Origin of the sequence: Caulobacter segnis, from assembly GCF_003243465.1 — a bacterium.
Taxonomy (GTDB): Bacteria; Pseudomonadota; Alphaproteobacteria; order Caulobacterales; family Caulobacteraceae; genus Caulobacter; species Caulobacter segnis_A.
On sequence record NZ_QFQZ01000093.1, the window covers coordinates 1 to 16,397 of the forward strand.

At 70.1% G+C, this 16,397-nt stretch carries 19 protein-coding genes, 1 tRNA gene and 1 pseudogene; 14 read left to right on the forward strand and 7 right to left on the reverse strand.

Translation table 11 applies throughout. From position 1 onward, the window contains the following. From DI526_RS20495 to DI526_RS20510, 4 genes and pseudogenes are all read left to right on the forward strand, one after another. The coding region (locus tag DI526_RS20495) for an SDR family oxidoreductase (protein WP_304281960.1) at nt 1-417 on the forward strand (417 nt) is incomplete at its 5' end. A 149-nt stretch (nt 418-566) separates the two neighbouring features. After that, complete coding sequence (locus DI526_RS20500) at nt 567-1,349, forward strand: DUF4908 domain-containing protein (RefSeq protein WP_304281962.1); 783 nt, start codon at nt 567-569, stop codon at nt 1,347-1,349. Between the two features lie 204 nt (nt 1,350-1,553). Further along, a pseudogene (locus tag DI526_RS20505) lies at nt 1,554-1,724 on the forward strand (LacI family DNA-binding transcriptional regulator); the annotation flags it as partial. Nucleotides 1,725-1,814: 90 nt separating this feature from the next. Continuing rightward, nucleotides 1,815-2,588, forward strand: a complete 774-nt coding sequence (locus DI526_RS20510) for a substrate-binding domain-containing protein (RefSeq protein ID WP_304282004.1) — start codon at nt 1,815-1,817, stop codon at nt 2,586-2,588. A gap of 8 nt (nt 2,589-2,596) precedes the next feature. On the opposite strand, the gene DI526_RS20515 is transcribed toward DI526_RS20510, so the two are convergent. The 3 genes from DI526_RS20515 to gloB all read right to left on the reverse strand — a co-directional run bounded on the left by DI526_RS20515 (nt 2,597) and on the right by gloB (nt 4,411). Continuing rightward, a complete protein-coding gene (locus DI526_RS20515) occupies nt 2,597-3,037 on the reverse strand; it encodes a hypothetical protein (protein ID WP_304281965.1) in 441 nt (146 codons plus the stop codon). A 145-nt stretch (nt 3,038-3,182) separates the two neighbouring features. Beyond that, complete coding sequence (locus DI526_RS20520) at nt 3,183-3,665, reverse strand: cupin domain-containing protein (protein ID WP_304281968.1); 483 nt, start codon at nt 3,663-3,665, stop codon at nt 3,183-3,185. Continuing rightward, the gene (gloB, locus tag DI526_RS20525; RefSeq protein WP_304281970.1) at nt 3,662-4,411 is read right to left on the reverse strand and encodes a hydroxyacylglutathione hydrolase; all 750 of its coding nucleotides are present in this window, start codon (nt 4,409-4,411) and stop codon (nt 3,662-3,664) included. Before gloB ends, DI526_RS20520 begins: the two co-directional genes overlap by 4 nt. 66 nt (nt 4,412-4,477) lie before the next feature. Here gloB and DI526_RS20530 point away from each other — a divergent pair, with 66 nt between their 5' ends. The 3 genes from DI526_RS20530 to DI526_RS20540 all read left to right on the forward strand — a co-directional run bounded on the left by DI526_RS20530 (nt 4,478) and on the right by DI526_RS20540 (nt 7,286). Beyond that, nucleotides 4,478-5,263 (forward strand): class I SAM-dependent methyltransferase, encoded by a 786-nt coding sequence (locus tag DI526_RS20530; RefSeq protein WP_304281972.1) that lies wholly within the window; start codon nt 4,478-4,480, stop codon nt 5,261-5,263. A gap of 78 nt (nt 5,264-5,341) precedes the next feature. Further along, nucleotides 5,342-5,686: a P-II family nitrogen regulator gene (locus tag DI526_RS20535; protein ID WP_304281975.1), complete on the forward strand. Its 345-nt coding sequence runs from the start codon at nt 5,342-5,344 to the stop codon at nt 5,684-5,686. Nucleotides 5,687-5,774: 88 nt separating this feature from the next. Next, entirely contained in the window at nt 5,775-7,286 is a 1,512-nt protein-coding gene (locus DI526_RS20540; protein ID WP_304281978.1) for a phospholipase D-like domain-containing protein, read from the forward strand. Here the strand turns inward: DI526_RS20540 and DI526_RS20545 are convergent. Genes DI526_RS20545 through DI526_RS20555 form a run of 3 tightly spaced genes read right to left on the reverse strand, consistent with a single transcriptional unit; the run spans nt 7,243 to nt 9,838 of the window. Further along, the gene (locus tag DI526_RS20545) at nt 7,243-8,022 is read right to left on the reverse strand and encodes an endonuclease/exonuclease/phosphatase family protein (protein ID WP_304281981.1); all 780 of its coding nucleotides are present in this window, start codon (nt 8,020-8,022) and stop codon (nt 7,243-7,245) included. The two genes, DI526_RS20540 and DI526_RS20545, sit on opposite strands and share 44 nt — an antisense overlap. Continuing rightward, a complete protein-coding gene (gene metW / locus DI526_RS20550) occupies nt 8,019-8,681 on the reverse strand; it encodes a methionine biosynthesis protein MetW (RefSeq protein ID WP_304281984.1) in 663 nt (220 codons plus the stop codon). Before metW ends, DI526_RS20545 begins: the two co-directional genes overlap by 4 nt. Beyond that, nucleotides 8,678-9,838: a homoserine O-acetyltransferase gene (locus DI526_RS20555; RefSeq protein ID WP_304282009.1), complete on the reverse strand. Its 1,161-nt coding sequence runs from the start codon at nt 9,836-9,838 to the stop codon at nt 8,678-8,680. The genes metW and DI526_RS20555 overlap by 4 nt, the downstream gene beginning before the upstream one ends. Before the next feature lie 79 nt (nt 9,839-9,917). Between DI526_RS20555 and DI526_RS20560 the strand changes: the two genes are divergently transcribed. From DI526_RS20560 to DI526_RS20585, 6 genes are read left to right on the forward strand one after another with little or no spacing between them, the layout of a single operon-like run. After that, entirely contained in the window at nt 9,918-10,433 is a 516-nt protein-coding gene (locus DI526_RS20560; protein ID WP_304281985.1) for a histidine phosphatase family protein, read from the forward strand. Beyond that, nucleotides 10,430-10,774: a DUF952 domain-containing protein gene (locus DI526_RS20565; protein WP_304281988.1), complete on the forward strand. Its 345-nt coding sequence runs from the start codon at nt 10,430-10,432 to the stop codon at nt 10,772-10,774. The genes DI526_RS20560 and DI526_RS20565 overlap by 4 nt, the downstream gene beginning before the upstream one ends. Next, entirely contained in the window at nt 10,771-11,829 is a 1,059-nt protein-coding gene (locus DI526_RS20570; RefSeq protein WP_304281991.1) for a quinone-dependent dihydroorotate dehydrogenase, read from the forward strand. The genes DI526_RS20565 and DI526_RS20570 overlap by 4 nt, the downstream gene beginning before the upstream one ends. Beyond that, a complete protein-coding gene (locus DI526_RS20575) occupies nt 11,826-12,563 on the forward strand; it encodes a TVP38/TMEM64 family protein (RefSeq protein ID WP_304281994.1) in 738 nt (245 codons plus the stop codon). Before DI526_RS20570 ends, DI526_RS20575 begins: the two co-directional genes overlap by 4 nt. Nucleotides 12,564-12,572: 9 nt before the next feature. Next, nucleotides 12,573-14,066: a HAMP domain-containing sensor histidine kinase gene (locus DI526_RS20580; protein ID WP_304281996.1), complete on the forward strand. Its 1,494-nt coding sequence runs from the start codon at nt 12,573-12,575 to the stop codon at nt 14,064-14,066. A gap of 22 nt (nt 14,067-14,088) precedes the next feature. Next, nucleotides 14,089-14,319 (forward strand): hypothetical protein, encoded by a 231-nt coding sequence (locus DI526_RS20585; protein ID WP_304281999.1) that lies wholly within the window; start codon nt 14,089-14,091, stop codon nt 14,317-14,319. A 10-nt stretch (nt 14,320-14,329) separates the two neighbouring features. On the opposite strand, the gene ggt is transcribed toward DI526_RS20585, so the two are convergent. Continuing rightward, nucleotides 14,330-16,069, reverse strand: a complete 1,740-nt coding sequence (ggt, locus tag DI526_RS20590; protein ID WP_304282001.1) for a gamma-glutamyltransferase — start codon at nt 16,067-16,069, stop codon at nt 14,330-14,332. Between the two features lie 252 nt (nt 16,070-16,321). Here ggt and DI526_RS20595 point away from each other — a divergent pair. After that, nucleotides 16,322-16,395: transfer RNA gene (locus tag DI526_RS20595), tRNA-Arg, on the forward strand. Nucleotides 16,396-16,397: the final 2 nt, after the last annotated feature.

The following is a 16,397-nucleotide window of genomic DNA, read 5'->3' on the forward strand; positions in this document are numbered from 1 at the left end:
ATCCGGGTCAATATGGACTCGGCCTTCAACATGACCCGCCCGGTGATCGAGGGCATGCGCGAGCGCAGCTGGGGCCGGATCATCAACATCAGCTCGATCAACGGCCAGAAAGGCCAGATGGGCCAGACCAACTATTCGGCGGCCAAGGCCGGCCTGATCGGCTTCACCAAGGCCCTGGCGCTGGAGAACGCCAAGAAGGGCGTGACGGTCAACGTGATCTGCCCCGGCTATATCGACACCGAGATGGTCGCCGCCGTGCCTGAGAACGTGCTGGCCGGCATCATCGCCGGCATCCCCGTCGGGCGCCTGGGCCGCGGCGAGGAGATCGCCGACATGGTCTCGTTCCTGGCCGGCGAGCGCGCCGGCTTCGTGACGGGCGCGACGCTCACCCTCAACGGCGGCCAGTACATGGCCTGACGGCCGCGCGCGGACCGCTCCGTACGGACCGCATCCCCCGAAGTCGGACTTGACGGCGACTGTGGCGTTTTGGCCTCATGGGTGCGTCTTCGGGGGACCGACGCTTTGCCGTCCAAGATTCGCCCCAGTCGCCGGGCAGTACGGATCCTATGAAATTCTGTAAGGCGCAGTTGGGCGTGAGGGGGAGAAAGTCGGCCCTGCCGGTCCTGGCTCTGATGCTCATGGCCGGGGCGGCCGACGCCCAGCAGCTGCCGCATTCGCTGCGCGACGCCCTGCTCGGGCATCGGGGCGCGGCCGAGGCGCGACGCGTGGCGCCGCCGCCCGTCGCCCGCTACGCCTCGGAGACCGGCGGGACCTTCGTCTTCGACAAGGCCGCGCCGCAGCCCTTGTTCAAGTTCGACAACAGCACCGAGGTCTGGGTGCTTTCGGCCCAGCCCGCGTCGCGGGGCGATGTCATCTACCGCAACGATCTGGGCGAGCCGGTCCTGCGGGTCACCAAGCTGGGCGGGGTGATCCTGTTCACCGACGATGCGCCGACGGGCGCGGCCGCGGCGCTGTCGGGGCGCGCGACGTCGATCCAGCCGCCGGCGGTCCTGTCCTTCGCTGCCCTGTTCCAGCGCCTCGTCATCGCGGCCAATCGCGCCAGCCGCGCGGCGCAGCGCCAGATCGAGTTCGCCACGCTCGAGGACGCCCGGCCTGAAACATCGGTCCTGATCGCCGACTCCGCCATGGTGACCGCCGAGGCGTTCGAGCAGGCCGCGCGCAAGGGCGAGCGCTCGATCCTGTCCAAGATCGGCCGCGTGCTGTTGACCGAAGGGCGCAAGCCCAGCGCCCAGGTTCGGGACGGCTCCCTGATCGTCACCTACGCCCCCGGACAGGGCCTGGCGGGGCGCCCGTCGTCCAAGCGCATCATCAAGGTGATGAACCGCTAGGTCGCGGCCGGACTGACGCGAAGGCGCCGCCCTGTGGCGAGCTCCAGCGGTTTCTGCGCCGTTAGGCCCAAATCGTAACCATATAACCTTAGATTGTGTTTACACGCAGGCGATAGCAGCGGTTTCTCACACTGTATCCACGTCCGCCGTCGTTTCGGTGGCGGCGTTCACGCGGGCTGTGGCCCGCAAGGTCTCGCTGTCGACATGGACTGTCCCGAGCTGGTTCCGCCTCCCGACCGGGGGCGCCTGAAGATGGCCGACATCGCGCGCATGGCGGGCGTCTCCGTCTCGACGGTGTCGCGGGCCCTGGCGGGCAACCCCCTGATCCCCGAACCGCTTCGTGACCGCATCGCCGAGATCGCCCGGACGCACGGGTATGTGGTCAACCAGTCGGCCCGCAGCCTGCGCCTTCGCAAGACCGAGACCATCGGGGTGATTCTCTCCCTGGCCCACGAGGCCGGCCAGATGATCTCGGACCCGTTCTTCCTGGAGATGGTCGGGCGGCTCGCCGACGAGATCACCCGCCGCGACTATCTGGTGCTGCTCAACAGGGTGATCGCCACCGAGCCCGGATGGCTGGATCGCATCATCCAGTCGCATCGCGCCGACGGCTTGCTGGTCATCGGGCAGAGCGATCAGCACGAGGCGCTGAACAGGGCGGCGGCCTCCTACCGCCCGATGGTGGTCTGGGGCGCGCCCATGCCGGACCAACGCTATTGCCTGGTCGGCGCCGACAACCGCGAGGGCGCGCGGCTGGCCATCGCGCATCTGGTGGCGCGGGGGCGGCGAAGGATCGTCTTCCTGGGCAAGACCGATGCGCCCGAGGCCGCCCATCGGTTCGAGGGTTATCGGCGCGGCCTGGAGGCGGCGGGGATCGCCTTCGATCCGGCGCTGGTCATCCCGTCGCGCTATACCCGGTCCGACGCCGAACGCGCGGTGAACGCGCTGCTGGCGTCCGGCCTAGCCTTCGACGCCATCTTCGCGTTTTCGGACGTGCTGGCGCTCACCGCCCTGTCGACGCTGCGTCGCTCCGCCAGGGCGCGGGACCGCGACGTGGCCGTCATCGGGTTCGACGACATCATGCTGTCGCAGCACAGCACCCCCTCCCTGACCACCATCCGGCAGGACATGGAGGCGGGGGCGAGGGCCATGGTGGATCTGTTGTTCCGACGCATGGCGGGGGACGACGCGGCCTCCGTCATCTTTCCCGTCGAACTGGTGGTGCGCGAGAGCGCCTGAGCGTCCGCTCAGTTCACGTCGACGCCGACGGTCTTCAGCTCCTTGAGGAAGCGCGTCAGGCTCTGGTGCGACCGCCGCAGGCCATTCATGAACTCCGGCTGGACGAAAACTTCGTGTGGGATGATGAAGCCTTCGCGGCCGACCCGCTTGGCGACGCCGCGGTCGAGCATCTCGACGAAGCGGCGGCGGACCGTCTCATAGGGGAGCCCCAGGGAATCGGCGACCTGGCGGACCGTCAGCGGGCGACGCTCGTGGTCGGGGGGGACGTCCTCCAGCTCCGAATAGGCCGAGCCCCGCAGGTGCGAGACGTTGCCCGCCCAAAGGGTCGTGAAAACAAGGCTATACAGAATGTCCGAGTGATGGACGTCGTTGGCGATCTCCACCCAGCGCAGCATGTAATCGGTCGCGTAGCGATGGGCGGCCCGAACGTTCGCGAACTCTTCCGACATGGGTAAAGCAACACTCCCTCGGTCAGTCCTTTGACTGACTCGGAACTGATCGCACGGTTACATGGGCATGGCCATGTGACCAAGTTGCTCAATTTGAGTATTCGCCCGATCTCCCGCGGCGAAATGTCGCGCTTTGCGGGCCCGGTCAGGCGCGCGTGGGCGTCCAGTCGCTCGGGGCCATCTCGAAGCCCTCGAATCGAAACCCGGGCGCGACGGTGCAGCCGACCAGGGTCCAGGCGCCCAGGCTGACCGCGGTCTGCCACCACGCGGTGGGCACGACCACCTGCGGACGGCAGCCGGCGCGCAAGTCCGGACCCAGCACATAGGCGCTGACGCCCTGGCCGTCGGGCGGCGACAGGCTGATCGAAATCGGCGCGCCGGCGTACCAGTGCCAGGTCTCGACCGCGTCGACCCGATGCCAGACCGAGACCTGATCGGCCTCGAGCAGGAAGTAGATGCAGGTCGACTTGGCGCGGCCGTCCGGCCCCGGCTCGTCCTGAAAGGTCTGGCGGTACCAGCCGCCTTCCGGATGCGGCTGCAGGTCCAGCATCCGGATGATCTCCTTGGCGCCCAGGTCGCCCGAGATGGCCCCTCCGGCCCGATGTGGCTCGATCACGCTGCTGCTCATCCCTTGAAACTGTCCTTGGCCGCGCGGATGTCGCCGAACGCCGCGGCGGCCGAGGCCGCCTCTGGCCGCAGCAGCGGCGCGCGCAGGAACGGATTGGTCGCCTTTTCGGCGGCGATCGTGGTGGGCACGGTCGGCTGGCCCCGCTCGCGGGCGGCGAACACCGCCTCGGCCCGCGCCTTCAGCGCCGGATCGTCGTCGACGGACAGGGCGAAGCGGGCGTTCGAGGTCGTGTACTCGTGGGCGCAATAGACGGTGGTGTGGTCCGGCAGGGCGGCCAGACGCGACAGGGAGGTCCACATCTGCTCGGCCGTGCCCTCGAATAGCCGCCCGCAGCCCAGGGCGAACAGGGTGTCGCCGACGAAGGCGATCCCGTCGGCGGCGTCGTGATAGCTGACGTGGCCCAGGGTGTGGCCGCCGGTGTCCAGAACGTCGAAGCGGGTCTCGCCCAGCATGACGACATCGCCGTCCTTCACCGTTCGGTCCAGCGGCGCGATCCGCGTCACTTCCGCGGGGCCCACGATGGTCGCGCCCGTCGCGGCCTTCAGGGTCTCGTTGCCGCCCGCATGGTCGGGGTGCCAGTGCGTGTTAAGAATCAGACCGAGGGTCCAGCCCAGCTCGCCCAGCCGCGCCAGGATCGTCTCGGCGTCGGGCGTGTCGATCGTCGCGACCTGGCCGCTGGCCTCGTCGCGGACGAGAAAGCCGTAGTTGTCGGACAGGCACGGGAACTGGTGGATGGTGACGGGCATGGCGCAAGCTCTATCGCCACGACGCGGGCGCGAATACAAGGATGGCCTCCAAGTGCGGGAGACTCAATGCGTCGCGACGTGCTCGATCTCAGGGCCTTCTACGCCGCCCCGCTGGGGCGCGCGGCCCGGACCATGCTGACGCGGAAGGTCGAGGAAGCCTGGGGCGACACCCGGGGCCTGGACGTGCTGGGCCTTGGCTACGCCACGCCGTTCCTCGACTCCGCGCGCGCCAACGCCCGCCGCGTCGTGGCGGCCATGCCGGCCCAGCAGGGCGTCGAGGTCTGGCCGCACGGCGGCCGAAACCAGGCTTGCCTCGTCGAAGAGACGGCCCTGCCGCTGCCGAACGCCCTGTTCGACCGCGTCCTGGCCGTCCACGCCCTTGAGGAAGCCGACAACCCCGCCGCCCTGCTGGCCGAGATCGGGCGGGTGATGGCCCCGACCGGCCGGCTGATCGTCGCGGTCTCGTCGCGCGACGGCGTCTGGGCGGGCGCCGAGGGCACGCCCTTCGGCCATGGTCGTCCCTACAGCCGCAGCCAGCTGGAAAGCCTGATCCGCGAAGCGGGCCTGGAGCCCGCCGGCTGGACCCGTGCGCTCTATGTCCCGCCGTTCGCCGCCATGTCCGGCTGGGCCGAAGGGTTCGAGCAGGTGGGGGCGCGCCTGTGGCCGCGCTTCGCCGGCGTGATCCTGATGGAGGCGATCAAGCAGACCTTCGCGGTCAAGCCCAAGGGCCGGCGTGCGCCGGCCCGGGTGTTCGCGCCAGGCGTCCTGCTGCCCAGCCCCGCCGGCCCGGCCCCCGTCCGACACGGCAAGGGGCGCCCGGCGCCCGTTCATAAGGCGCCGAACAAGCCTTGAGCGCGAACGGGCTTGGAGCCGAGCCTCCGGACGCCTAGCTTGGACCTGTAACCCCTGTTCGCTCGCTGGAGCCGCGCCATGAAGATGATCGTCGCCGTGATTAAGCCGAGCCGCCTCGACGCGGTGCTCGAAGCGGTCACCGAGGCGGGGGCGTCCGGCCTGACGGTGACCGAAGTCCGCGGCTATGGCCGCCAGAAGGGCAAGACCGAGGTCTATCGCGGCGCCGAATACGAGGTGAAGCTGCTGCCCAAGGTGAAGCTGGAGATCGCCGTGCCCAGCGACGTGCTCGAGCCCGTGATCGAGGCCCTGCAACGCACCGCCAACACCGGCAAGATCGGCGACGGCAAGGTCTTCGTGATGGACCTGGAGCAGGCCCTGCGAATCCGCACCGGGGAGCGGGATGCGGCGGCCATCGCCGGCTAGCCTCTCCACGTTTCGACAAGACCTCGCCTTGAAGCGGAGCCATAGGTCGCCTCCGCGCGTTGTCCAGGTTCACGGCGTTCAGGGCGACATGGATTCGACTTCTTCCGTTTTTGAACCGGGCCAGACCTGCTGGCGCGTCGAGGCCGCCGATCGCGTGGCCCTGCTGATCGACAACGACGAGGCCTTCGACGCGCTCAAGCCGCTGCTGCTGGCGGCCAAGAAGTCGATCTGGATCCTGGCCTGGGTTTTCGACCCGCTGACGCGCCTGGATCCCGACCGCGTCCGCAAGAGCCGCGATCCGACCCAGGCCGACCGCATCGGCCTGATCCTGCGCCGGCAGGCGGCGCTGAACCCGGCGCTGGACGTGCGGGTGCTGACCTGGGACATGCCGTTCCCGATCGCGGCCTCGCAGCTGTTCGGTCCCCATCGCGGCGCTGCCTTCTTCGCCGGATCACGGGTCAAGTACCGCTTGGACGCCACCCTGCCGGCCAGCGCCTGTCATCACCAGAAGGCGGTGATCATCGACGGCGTTACAGCCCTGGTCAGTGGCGGAGACATCGGCGTGGATCGCTGGGACGACTGCCGTCACCTGGACAACAATCCGCTGCGCCGCCTGCCGACCGGTCGCCACTATCCGCCGCGCCACGAGGTGGCGATGCTGGTCGACGGCCGCGCCGCCGAGGTGATGGCCGACCTGTTCATCGACCGCTGGCGCGCCTCGGGCGGCGACGCGATCGAGCGGCCGGCCCGCCCCGACGTCACGCCGTGGCCGAGCCATTTGACACCGGACCTGCGGAGGCTGCCCGTCGCCGTGGCTCGCACCTCGGCCGAATGGCAAGGGCGGCCGGAGATCACCGAGTGCCTGCTGCTGCACCTGGCCGCGATCAAGAGCGCCCGGCGGCTGATCTATCTGGAAAACCAGTACCTGACCTCGCCGATCATCGTTGAAGCCCTGGCCGAGCGCCTGTTCGAGCCGGACGGGCCCGAGGTGGTCACGATCGGGCCGGCCCGCAGCCCCAGCTATTTCGACCAGATGACCATGGACAGCGCCCGGACGGCGGCGATCAACCGCCTGCGCGAGGTCGACATCCACAAGCGCTTCTCGGCCTTCTCGGCCCATACGCCGAACGGCGCGCCGATCATCGTCCACTCCAAGGTCACGATCATCGACGACCGGCTGCTGCGGATCGGTTCGGCCAATCTCAACAACCGCTCGATCGGCCTCGACAGCGAGTGCGACCTGGCCTTCGAGGCGCGCACCGACCTGGAGCGCGAGACGGTGCGAGCGTTCCTGGGGCGGCTGGTCGGTCACTTCATCGACCGCTCCGCCGCCGACGTGCTGGACGCCGTGGAGCGCGAGGGCGGGCTGGCGGCGGCGATCAACGCGCTGGACGTCCACGGCGGACCGCCGCGTCGTCTTCGGCCCGCGCCCGCCCGCAAGCTGGGGCGCGTCCAGAAGTTCATCGCCGACTGGAGCCTGGGCGACGCCATCGCGCCGGACGACGCCTGGCGGCCGTGGGGACGCCGCGCGCGCCTGAAGCGGGACCTGGCGCGGCTTACCGCCCCGCCGCCGGCGCCGCCGGAGCGTCTGCAGCCGTGATCTCGAGGTCGACCACCAGCGGCAGGTGGTCGGACGCCACGCGGGCGAGGGCGTCGTAGGGCGAGCGCACGCCGCGCGTCTCCAGGCCCTTGGTCAGGAAGACGTGGTCGATCCGCATGAACGGGAAGCTCGACGGAAAGGTCGCGGTGGCCGGGCGCGGCCAGGTCGGCGAGGGCGCCTGGGCGTCGCGCAGCGCCGTCCGCAGCATCCGGTAGGTGGCCGAATAGGGCGTGGCGTTGAAGTCGCCCAGCACCACGCCCGGCGCGACCCAGCCATCGTCGCCCATCCAGTCGGGCCCCAGCAGGGCGGCGGCCTGGCGCTTCTGCTCCTGGGGCACCAGCCCCAGGTGGGTGTTGATGATCTGGACCTTGGTCCCGCCCACCTCGACCTCGACCCACAGGGCCCCGCGCGGCTCCAGGCCCGGCACGCGGCGATAGAGCGGCAGGCCCTTGGCCTTGATCCGCCGTTCCGGCAGGGCGGTCAGGATGGCGTCGCCGTAGAGCTCCTCTTCCACGGCCATGGCCGGGTGGAAGTGGAAACTCATCTTCAGGAGTTCCGCCAGCCGATGGGCCTGGTCCACGCCACGCGTGCGGGCGCGCCGCACGTCCAGCTCCTGCAGGGCCACGACGTCGGGCTTCTCGGCGGCGATCACCTCGGCCACGCGCTCGACATCGAGCTTGCGGTCGGCGCCCACGCAGCGGTGGACGTTGTACGTCATCAGACGGAGCGTCTTCATCCGCCGAAGAGATCGCCCGAGCCCGGCGAAGGTTCCCGGATTGCCGGTCCGCCGTTGCGGCTGAGCATGAACAGGCAGCTTTCCGAGCGCCAGTTCTCGATCGCCCGGGTCGGGTCGATCGGCCGCGCGCCGCCCTGGCCGGCGAAGGCGGCGCAGGCGTCCACCCGCAGGTTCAGGTCCTCGGTCAGGGCCATGAAGTCGGCCAGCGTGCAGAGATGGATGTTCGGCGTTGACCACCAGGGCAGGGGCAGGGCCTTGGTCTCGGGCATCCGGCCTCTGCTGAGCAGCGACCAGCGCACCCGCCAGTGGCCGAAGTTCGGGAACGAGACGATGGCCCGCTCGGCGATCCGCAGCAGCTCGTCGAGCACGCGGCGCGGGTTGCGCGTCGCCTGCAGGGTCTGGGACAGCACCGCGTAGTCGAACGATCGGTCGGGGAAGTGATCGAGATCCTGGTCGGCGTCGCCCTGCACGACCGACAGTCCCCGCGCCATGCAGGCCGCGACGCCGCTGGCGCTGAGCTCCAGTCCGCGGCCGTCGATCTGCTTCTCGTGGGCCAGGAGGTCCAGCAGCGCGCCCTCGCCGCAGCCGACGTCCAGCACGCGCGAGCCCGGGCGCACCAGGCGCAGGATCTCTCGGAAGTCTTCGCGGATGATCGTCACGCCAGCCCCCGATCGCGTTCGGCCGAACTGATGAAGCCGGCCAGGGCCGCGTCCATCACCGGCTCGTCCAGCAGGAAGGCGTCGTGGCCCTTGTCGCTCTCGATCTCGACGAAGGCGGCCTTGGCGCCGGCGGCGGTCAGGGCGCGCACCAGGTGGCGGCTCTCGGCGGTCGGATAGAGCCAGTCGCTGGTGAAGCTGAGCACGCAGAACCGCACGTTCCGCGCCCGGGTGAAGGCCTTGGCCAGCACCCCGCCATGGGCGGCGGCGATGTCGAAATAGTCGGTGGCCCGGGTGATGTAGAGATAGCTGTTGGCGTCGAAGCGATCGACGAAGCTGGCGCCCTGGTGGCGCAGATAGCTCTCGACCTGGAAGTCGGCGTCGAAGCCCCAGGAGAGGCCGTCGCGCTTCAGCTCTCGGCCGAACTTCCGCTGCAGGGCGGGCTCGGACAGATAGGTGATGTGCGCGGCCATGCGGGCGACGGCCAGGCCCTTGCCCGGCTGCACGCCATGCTCGGCATAGGCGCCGCCGCGCCAGTCCGGATCGGCCATGATCGCCTGGCGGCCCACCTCGTGGAAGGCGATGTTCTGGGCCGAGTGGCGCGAGGCCGAGGCCAGGACCACGGCGCTGAACAGCCGCTCGGGATAGTCCACCGCCCACTGCTGGGCCTGCATGCCGCCCATCGAGCCGCCGATCACGGCGAACAGGGTGTCGACGCCCAGCGCCTTCACCAGCATGGCCTGGGCCCGCACCATGTCGGCGATGGTGATCACCGGGAACGACAGGCCGTAGGCCTTGCCGGTCGCCGGATTGATCGAGGCGGGGCCGGTCGAGCCCATGCAGCCGCCGATCACGTTCGAGCAGATGATGAAGTGCTTGTCCGGGTCCAGCGGCTTGCCGGGGCCGATCATCCGCAGCCACCAGCCGGGCTTGCCCGTCGTCGGGTGCGGCGAGGCGACGAACTGGTCGCCGGTCAGGGCGTGGCAGATCAGGATGGCGTTGGACTTGTCGGCGTTCAGCTGGCCATAGGTCTGGTAGCCAATCTCCAGGCCTTCCAGCACCGCCCCGGAGTCGAGCCGCAGCGGTTCGTTCGCTGGAAACCGCCAGGTTCCCCCGCCGATCAGCGGGGCGGCGGGCGTGATCGGATCGAGCGCAGCCATCTCCGCCTTGGAGCGCTTGGCGAAGAAGGTGTCAACCGCCCGCTTCCTGACAGGCCAAGGTGCGGCTATGGAGGACGTCATGGACCGACTGATCCTGATGCGCCACGGCAAGGCCGAGCGGCACGCCCAGAGCGGGGGCGATTTTGAGCGCGCTCTGGTCGACAGCGGCCGCGCCGACGCGGCCGTCATGGGGCGCGTGCTGGCGCAGGCCGGGATCGCGCCGGACCTGCTGCTGGTCTCGTCGGCCCGTCGCACCCGCGAGACCGCCGAGCAGGTGCTGGCGGCTCACGACCCGGCGCCGCGTGTCGAGCATCTGCGCGACCTCTATCACGCCGAGCCGGAAGACATTCTGCAGGCCCTCGACGACCACGGCGACAGCGCCGCCACCCTGATGGTGGTCGGCCACAATCCGGGGATGCACGAACTGGCGCTGCGGCTGGCCGTGCAGGGCGGGGCCTCGCCGATCCAGACCAGCCGGCTGCGGGGGCGTTTCCCGACCGCGACGGTCGTCGTCTTCAGCTGGAATGGCCAGGGCGCGCCGGTGCTGGAGCATCTCTTCTACGCCCAGGAACACGGCGGAGCCGGCGGCGAATGACCCTGATCTACAAGATCCTGTCCCGCGCGGAATGGGCAAGCGCTCAGGCCGCGGGGCGCTTCGAGGGCTCGGCCGTCGATCTGGCCGACGGGTTCATCCACCTTTCCGGCGCCGAGCAGGCCCAGGAGACGGCCGCCAAGTGGTTCAAGGACCAGGCCGACCTTGTGCTGCTGGGCGTCGAGGCCGAGGGGCTGGGCGAGGCCCTGAAGTGGGAAGCCTCGCGCGGCGGGGCGCTGTTCCCGCATCTCTACCGTCCGCTTCTGACCGACGAGGTGGTCAGCCAGCGAGATCTTGTTCTGGACGCCGACGGCGTGCCGCAACTGGGCGTTCTTCCCGCATGAGCCTTCACGACGTCGCCGCCCGCGCCCTGCACGCCCTCGATCCCGAGGACGCGCATGGCCTGGCCATCAAGGGGCTGAAGCTGGGGCTGGGACCGCGCGACGCGGGTCCCGACGATCCGATCCTCGCCACCCAGCTGGCGGGACTGTCGCTGCCCAACTGCATCGGGCTGGCCGCCGGCTTCGACAAGAACGCCGAGGTGCCCGACGCCATGCTGGCCGCCGGCTTCGGCTTCGTGGAGGCCGGTACGGTCACGCCGCTGGCCCAGGCCGGCAATCCGCGCCCGCGCCTGTTCCGCCTGACGCAGGACCAGGCGGTGATCAACCGCATGGGCTTCAACAATGGCGGGCTGGAGCCGTTCGCGGCGCGCCTGTCCGCCCGCAAGGGTCGTGGTGGTGTGGTTGGCGCTAACATCGGGGCCAACAAGGACGCGACCGACCGCATCCAGGACTATGTCACCGGCCTGACCCGCCTGTGGGGCCTGTCGGACTATTTCACGGCCAACATCTCCTCGCCCAACACGCCCGGCCTGCGCGCGCTGCAGACCAAGTCGGCGCTGGAAGAACTGTTGGGGCGCCTGGCCGAGACGCGGGCGGCCTTGAAGATCCGTTCCGGCCAGGACTATCCGATCTTCCTGAAGGTCGCGCCGGATCTCGAGGACGGCGAGGTCGAGGCGATCGTCGACACGGTCGTCGGCGCGAGCCTGGACGCGATCATCGTCAGCAACACGACGATCGCCCGGCCCGAAACCCTGAAGTCGCCGCAGGCTGGCGAGAGCGGCGGCCTGTCGGGCGCGCCGCTGCTGGAGGCCTCGACGGCGGTGCTGAAGCGCTTTCACGCCGCCGCCGGCGGGCGCGTGGCCCTGATCGGCGCCGGCGGCGTCGCCAGCGGCGCGGACGCCTACGCCAAGATCAGGGCCGGCGCCCAGGCGGTGCAGCTCTATTCGGCCCTGGTCTATGGCGGACCGGGCCTGGTCGTGCGGATCAAGCGCGAGCTGGCCGCCCGGCTGCGGGCGGACGGTTTCGCGGCGGTGCAAGACGCGGTCGGCGCCGCATGACGCGCGAGCGGGTCCTGACGCTTCTACGCCGTTTCGGGCCCTTGGCGCTGATCGTCGTCCTGTTCGTCGCCGCCTTCGCCAGCGGCCTGGCCGATCACATCTCACTGGAGGAGCTGCGTGCGCGGGGCTCGGCGCTGCAGGCCTTCGCGCGCGAAAAGCCGCTGCTGAGCGTGGCGATCTATCTGGCCGTCTATGTCAGCTCGGTGGCGATCTCGCTGCCCGGCGCGCTGATCCTGTCGCTGACCGGCGGCTTCCTGTTCGGACCGATCGGCGGCGGCTTCGCGGCCGTCTCGGGCGCGACCGGCGGCTCGACGATCACCTATCTGGTGTTCCGCACCGCCTTTGGCGACATGCTGCGCAAGAAGCCGACGGCGTTCTTGACCAAGGTCGAGACCGGCTTCAGGGGCGACGCGTTCAACTATCTGCTGACCCTGCGCCTGATTCCGGCCTTTCCGCTCCTGGTGGTCAATGTCGCCTCCGGCGTCTTCGGCATCCGGGCCCGGACCTTCGTCCTGGCCTCGCTGCTGGGCATGATCCCCAGCTCGTTCGTCTATGCCGGCATCGGGGCGGGCCTTGGCCACATCTTCGCCCAGGGCGGACCGGTGACGCTGGAGACCCTGTTCTCGCCGCGCATCTATCTGCCGATCATCGGCATGGGCGTGCTGGCCTTTCTGCCGCCGTTGTGGCGCCATTGGCGCAAAGGGCGCGAGGCCGCGCCGCTGGACCAGAAGTAGCCGCCCCGGATGGTCGAAACGGTTTCGCCGTCGGAGACTGAGACCGCGCCGCCCCGGAGACGTTTTCCGTGGCCGGGCGGCCTGTCTGCGCGCCTGCTGCTGTTCACGGCGGTGGTCGTCGCATTCGGCGGCCTGCTGATCCTGCCGCCGGCCCTGGCCGCCTATGAGGAGCAGTGGCTGCTGGACCGGGTGCGGGCCGGCGAACTGGCCTCGACCATCGCCGAATCCGATCCAGAGCTGCGGGTCAGCGACGCGGTCGCCAACCAGCTGTTCGACCAGGCCGGAGCCGTCACGGTGGCCGTCCAGGTCGACGGCGCCCGGCGCCTCGTCCTGCCGCCCAAGCAACCTTTCGAGACCACGCCCTATCTGGTCGACCTGCGCCGCCAGAACCCCGGCTCGTGGCTGGCCGCGCCGTTCTTCACCCTGACTAGCCCCAAGGGCAGCCTGGTCAGGGTGATGGCCGAGCCGCGCTATCGCAAGGCCGAGTTCGTCGAGGTGGTGCTGCCCGACGCGCCGCTGAAGGCCAGGCTGGTGGGGCAGCTCTGGCAGCTGGCGGGCGTCACCCTGTTCGTGGCCGGTCTGGCGGGTCTCCTGGTCTACGCCTTCCTGAACATCTTCCTGGTCAGGCCGATGCAGCGCATCACCCGGGCGATGGAGGCCTTCCGGGGCGATCCGGACGATCCGGCCGCGCGCCTCGTCCCCTCCAACCGCCGCGACGAGATCGGCCGCGCCGAGCTGGAGCTCGACCGGATGCAGGCCGACCTGCTGGCGGCCCTGGCCTCGAAGGCGCGCCTCGCCGCCCTGGGTGAGGCCGTGGCCAAGATCAATCACGACCTGCGCAACATGCTGACCAGCGCCCAGATGGCCTCGGACCGCCTGGCGGCCCTGGGCGATCCCAAGGTGGCCCAGGCCCTGCCGCGCCTGGAGCGGGCCCTGGATCGCGCCATCACCCTGGCCTCCGACGTCATGGCCTACGGCAAGTCCAAGGAGCCGGCCCCCGTCGTCCGGCCGACGCCGCTGCGGCCGGCGCTGGACATGGCGGCCGAGGACGCCGGCCTGACGCCCGCCGGGGTCGCGCTGGAGACGGTGATCGACCCGCGCGAGCAGGTGGTGGCCGATCCCGATCAGCTGCACCGGATTCTCACCAACCTGTTGCGCAACGCCCGCGAGGCCATCGAGGGCGCGCCGGACCGGGGCGGCAAGGGCAAGGTGTTCGTCGAGCTGCGCCGCGCCGAGGGCTCCAGCGTGCTGCGCCTGTCGGACGACGGCCCGGGCGTTCCCGAGCGCGCGCGCGCCAACCTGTTCCAGCCGTTCGTGGGCTCGGCGCGCCGCGGCGGCACGGGCCTGGGCCTGGCCATCGCCCGCGAGCTGGCGCAAGGTCATGGCGGCGACTTGGTGTTGGTGGAAACCGGGCCGGGCGGTTCGGTGTTCGATCTGACGCTGGCCGGCGCGCCAGAGCCGCTGCCCGAGCCGGGCGGCCGCGCCGACACGGCGGCGGAGTAAGAGCGGAACAGGAGAGGATGCGATGACGACCACCTGGACCATCGCCGTGAAGCTGGGCGCCTCGCCCGACCTCGCGCCCATCCACGAGATCACCGTCGAGGCGCCGGACGCCCCGGCCGCCCTGCGCCGTGTGGCGGCCATGGTCGCCGTGCAGGAGGCCGCCGACGCCGAACTGCTGGTCGACGGCCAGGAGGAGGTCTTCTCCCGCGCCGAGGTCGAGGCGGGCCTGGAAGAGCACCAGGCCCGGACCTAGGAGAGGGCTTTCAGAGACCCTTGGCCACGCCTTCGCGGCGGGGATCCGCGCCGCCTTCCAGCATTTTCCCCGGGCGAACGATCACGCCCTGCAGGCCCGAGCCTTCGATCTGGCCGACCTTGACGTTGACGCCGCGCGCGTTCAGCGCCGCCAGCATCTCGGGACCGAACAGGTCGGCGTCGCCGGAATAGGTCTCGCCCCGCGCCACGACGTTGGGCAGCGACACGGCCTGCTGCATGTTCAGGCCCCAGTAGAACACGCCGACCATGGCCTTGAGATTGTAGGAAAGGATGGCGTTGCCGCCCGGCGAGCCGACGGCGGCCAGGAACTTGCCCTTCTTGTCCAGCACGATGATCGGGGCCATCGACGAGCGCGGCCGCTTGCCGCCGGCGATGGCGTTGGCGGCCGGAGCGCCGTCCTTCTCCTTCGGCGAGAAGGAGAAGTCGGTCAGCTGGTTGTTCAGGAAGAAGCCGCCGACCATCCGGCCGTTGCCGAACAGGCTCTCGACCGTCGTCGTCATCGAGACCACGTTGCCCTGCGGATCGACGACCACGAGGTGCGTGGTGCCGCCGGGCTCGTGAGTCATGTCGATTCCGACCTTCGGCGCACCCTTGGGATAGCCGAACGGCGGGGCGGCGCTGGCCTTGTCGGTGATCAGCTTGGCGCGCTCGGCGACGTACTTCGGATCCAGCAGGCCATCGACCGGCACCGTCACGAAGTCCGGATCGCCGACATAACGGTCGCGATCGGCGTACATGACGCGCTCGGCCTGGGCCAGCAGGGTCCAGGCGACCGGATCGGTCGGGCCGCGCTTGCCGATGTCGGTGTGCTCCAGCATCCGCAGCGCCTGGATGACGGCCAGGCCGCTGGACTGCGGGTTGGGCACGCAGACGGTGTAGACCTTCCACGGCCGGCACAGGGCGGGTGCGACGCGCGGCTTGTAGCTCTTGAGGTCCGCCAGGGTGATGCTGCTGGGCAGCTCGCCTTCGTGCAAGCGGTCGACGATGGCCTGGGCGATTGGCCCGTCCAGCAGCGCCGCCGGACCCTGGGCCGCGATCTGCCGGACCGTTTCGGCATAGGCCGGGTTCTTCAGCACGTCGCCGGCCTGGTAGCGGGTCCCGTCGGGCTTGGTGAAGTACTTGACCGCGTCGGGTTGTGAGGCCTGCGGGGCGCGGCCGTTGATCATGCCGGCCAGGCGCGGGCTGACCACGAAGCCGTCGTCCGCCAGCTTCTCGGCGTCCTTGAACAGGGTGTTCCAGGCGACCTTGCCGTGGTCCTTCTGGGCCAGGGACAGCATGGCCACCGCGCCGGGCACGCCGGTCGAACGCCCCGACAGCAGGGCCTTCACGAACGGCAGCGGCTTGCCGTCGGCGCCCAGGAACATGTCCGGGCCGGCCCCGCCGGGCGCCTTTTCCCGGCCGTCATAGGCGGTCACCTTGCCGGTCTTGGCGTCGTAGAAGACCAGGAACGAACCGCCGCCCAGGCCCGAGCTCTGCGGCTCGACCAGGCCCAGCACCGCCTGAATCGCCACGGCGGCGTCGACCGCGCCGCCGCCGTCGCGCAGCACGCGCAAGCCGGCCTCCACCGCCAGCGGATTGGCCGCCGCCACCATGCCCTTCGAGATGGGCGAGGTCGCGGCCGGCCTTGGCGTCGGCATGCCCAGCGCGATCGACTCCGCATTGGCGGCCAGCGGCGCGACGGTCAGCTGAAGGGCGGCGGAAAGGGCGAGCAGGGAGGCGAAGCGACGCATACGGATCCTCAGGCGAACGACGAGGGACGACCTGCCCGCCGCCCCGGAACCCTCCATGGACACCAAGCGCGCGGCCCTGTCACGCCCAGATAAGCTGCGGCGGGCTTCACGCGCCTTGCTTTGCGCCCACTTCGGGCAGGCGGCGCGCCGGACCGAACGCTGTTGCGCGAACTTTTCCGGATTATCCTGAAAACCGGGCTTGCGTCCCCGGATCGGCTGGGCTATCTCCCCCGCCTCGCCGCAAGGCAGTGCGCGCCCGTAGCTCAGCTGGATAGAGCATCAGACTACGAATCTGAGGGTCGGACGTTCGAATCGTTCCGGGCGCGCC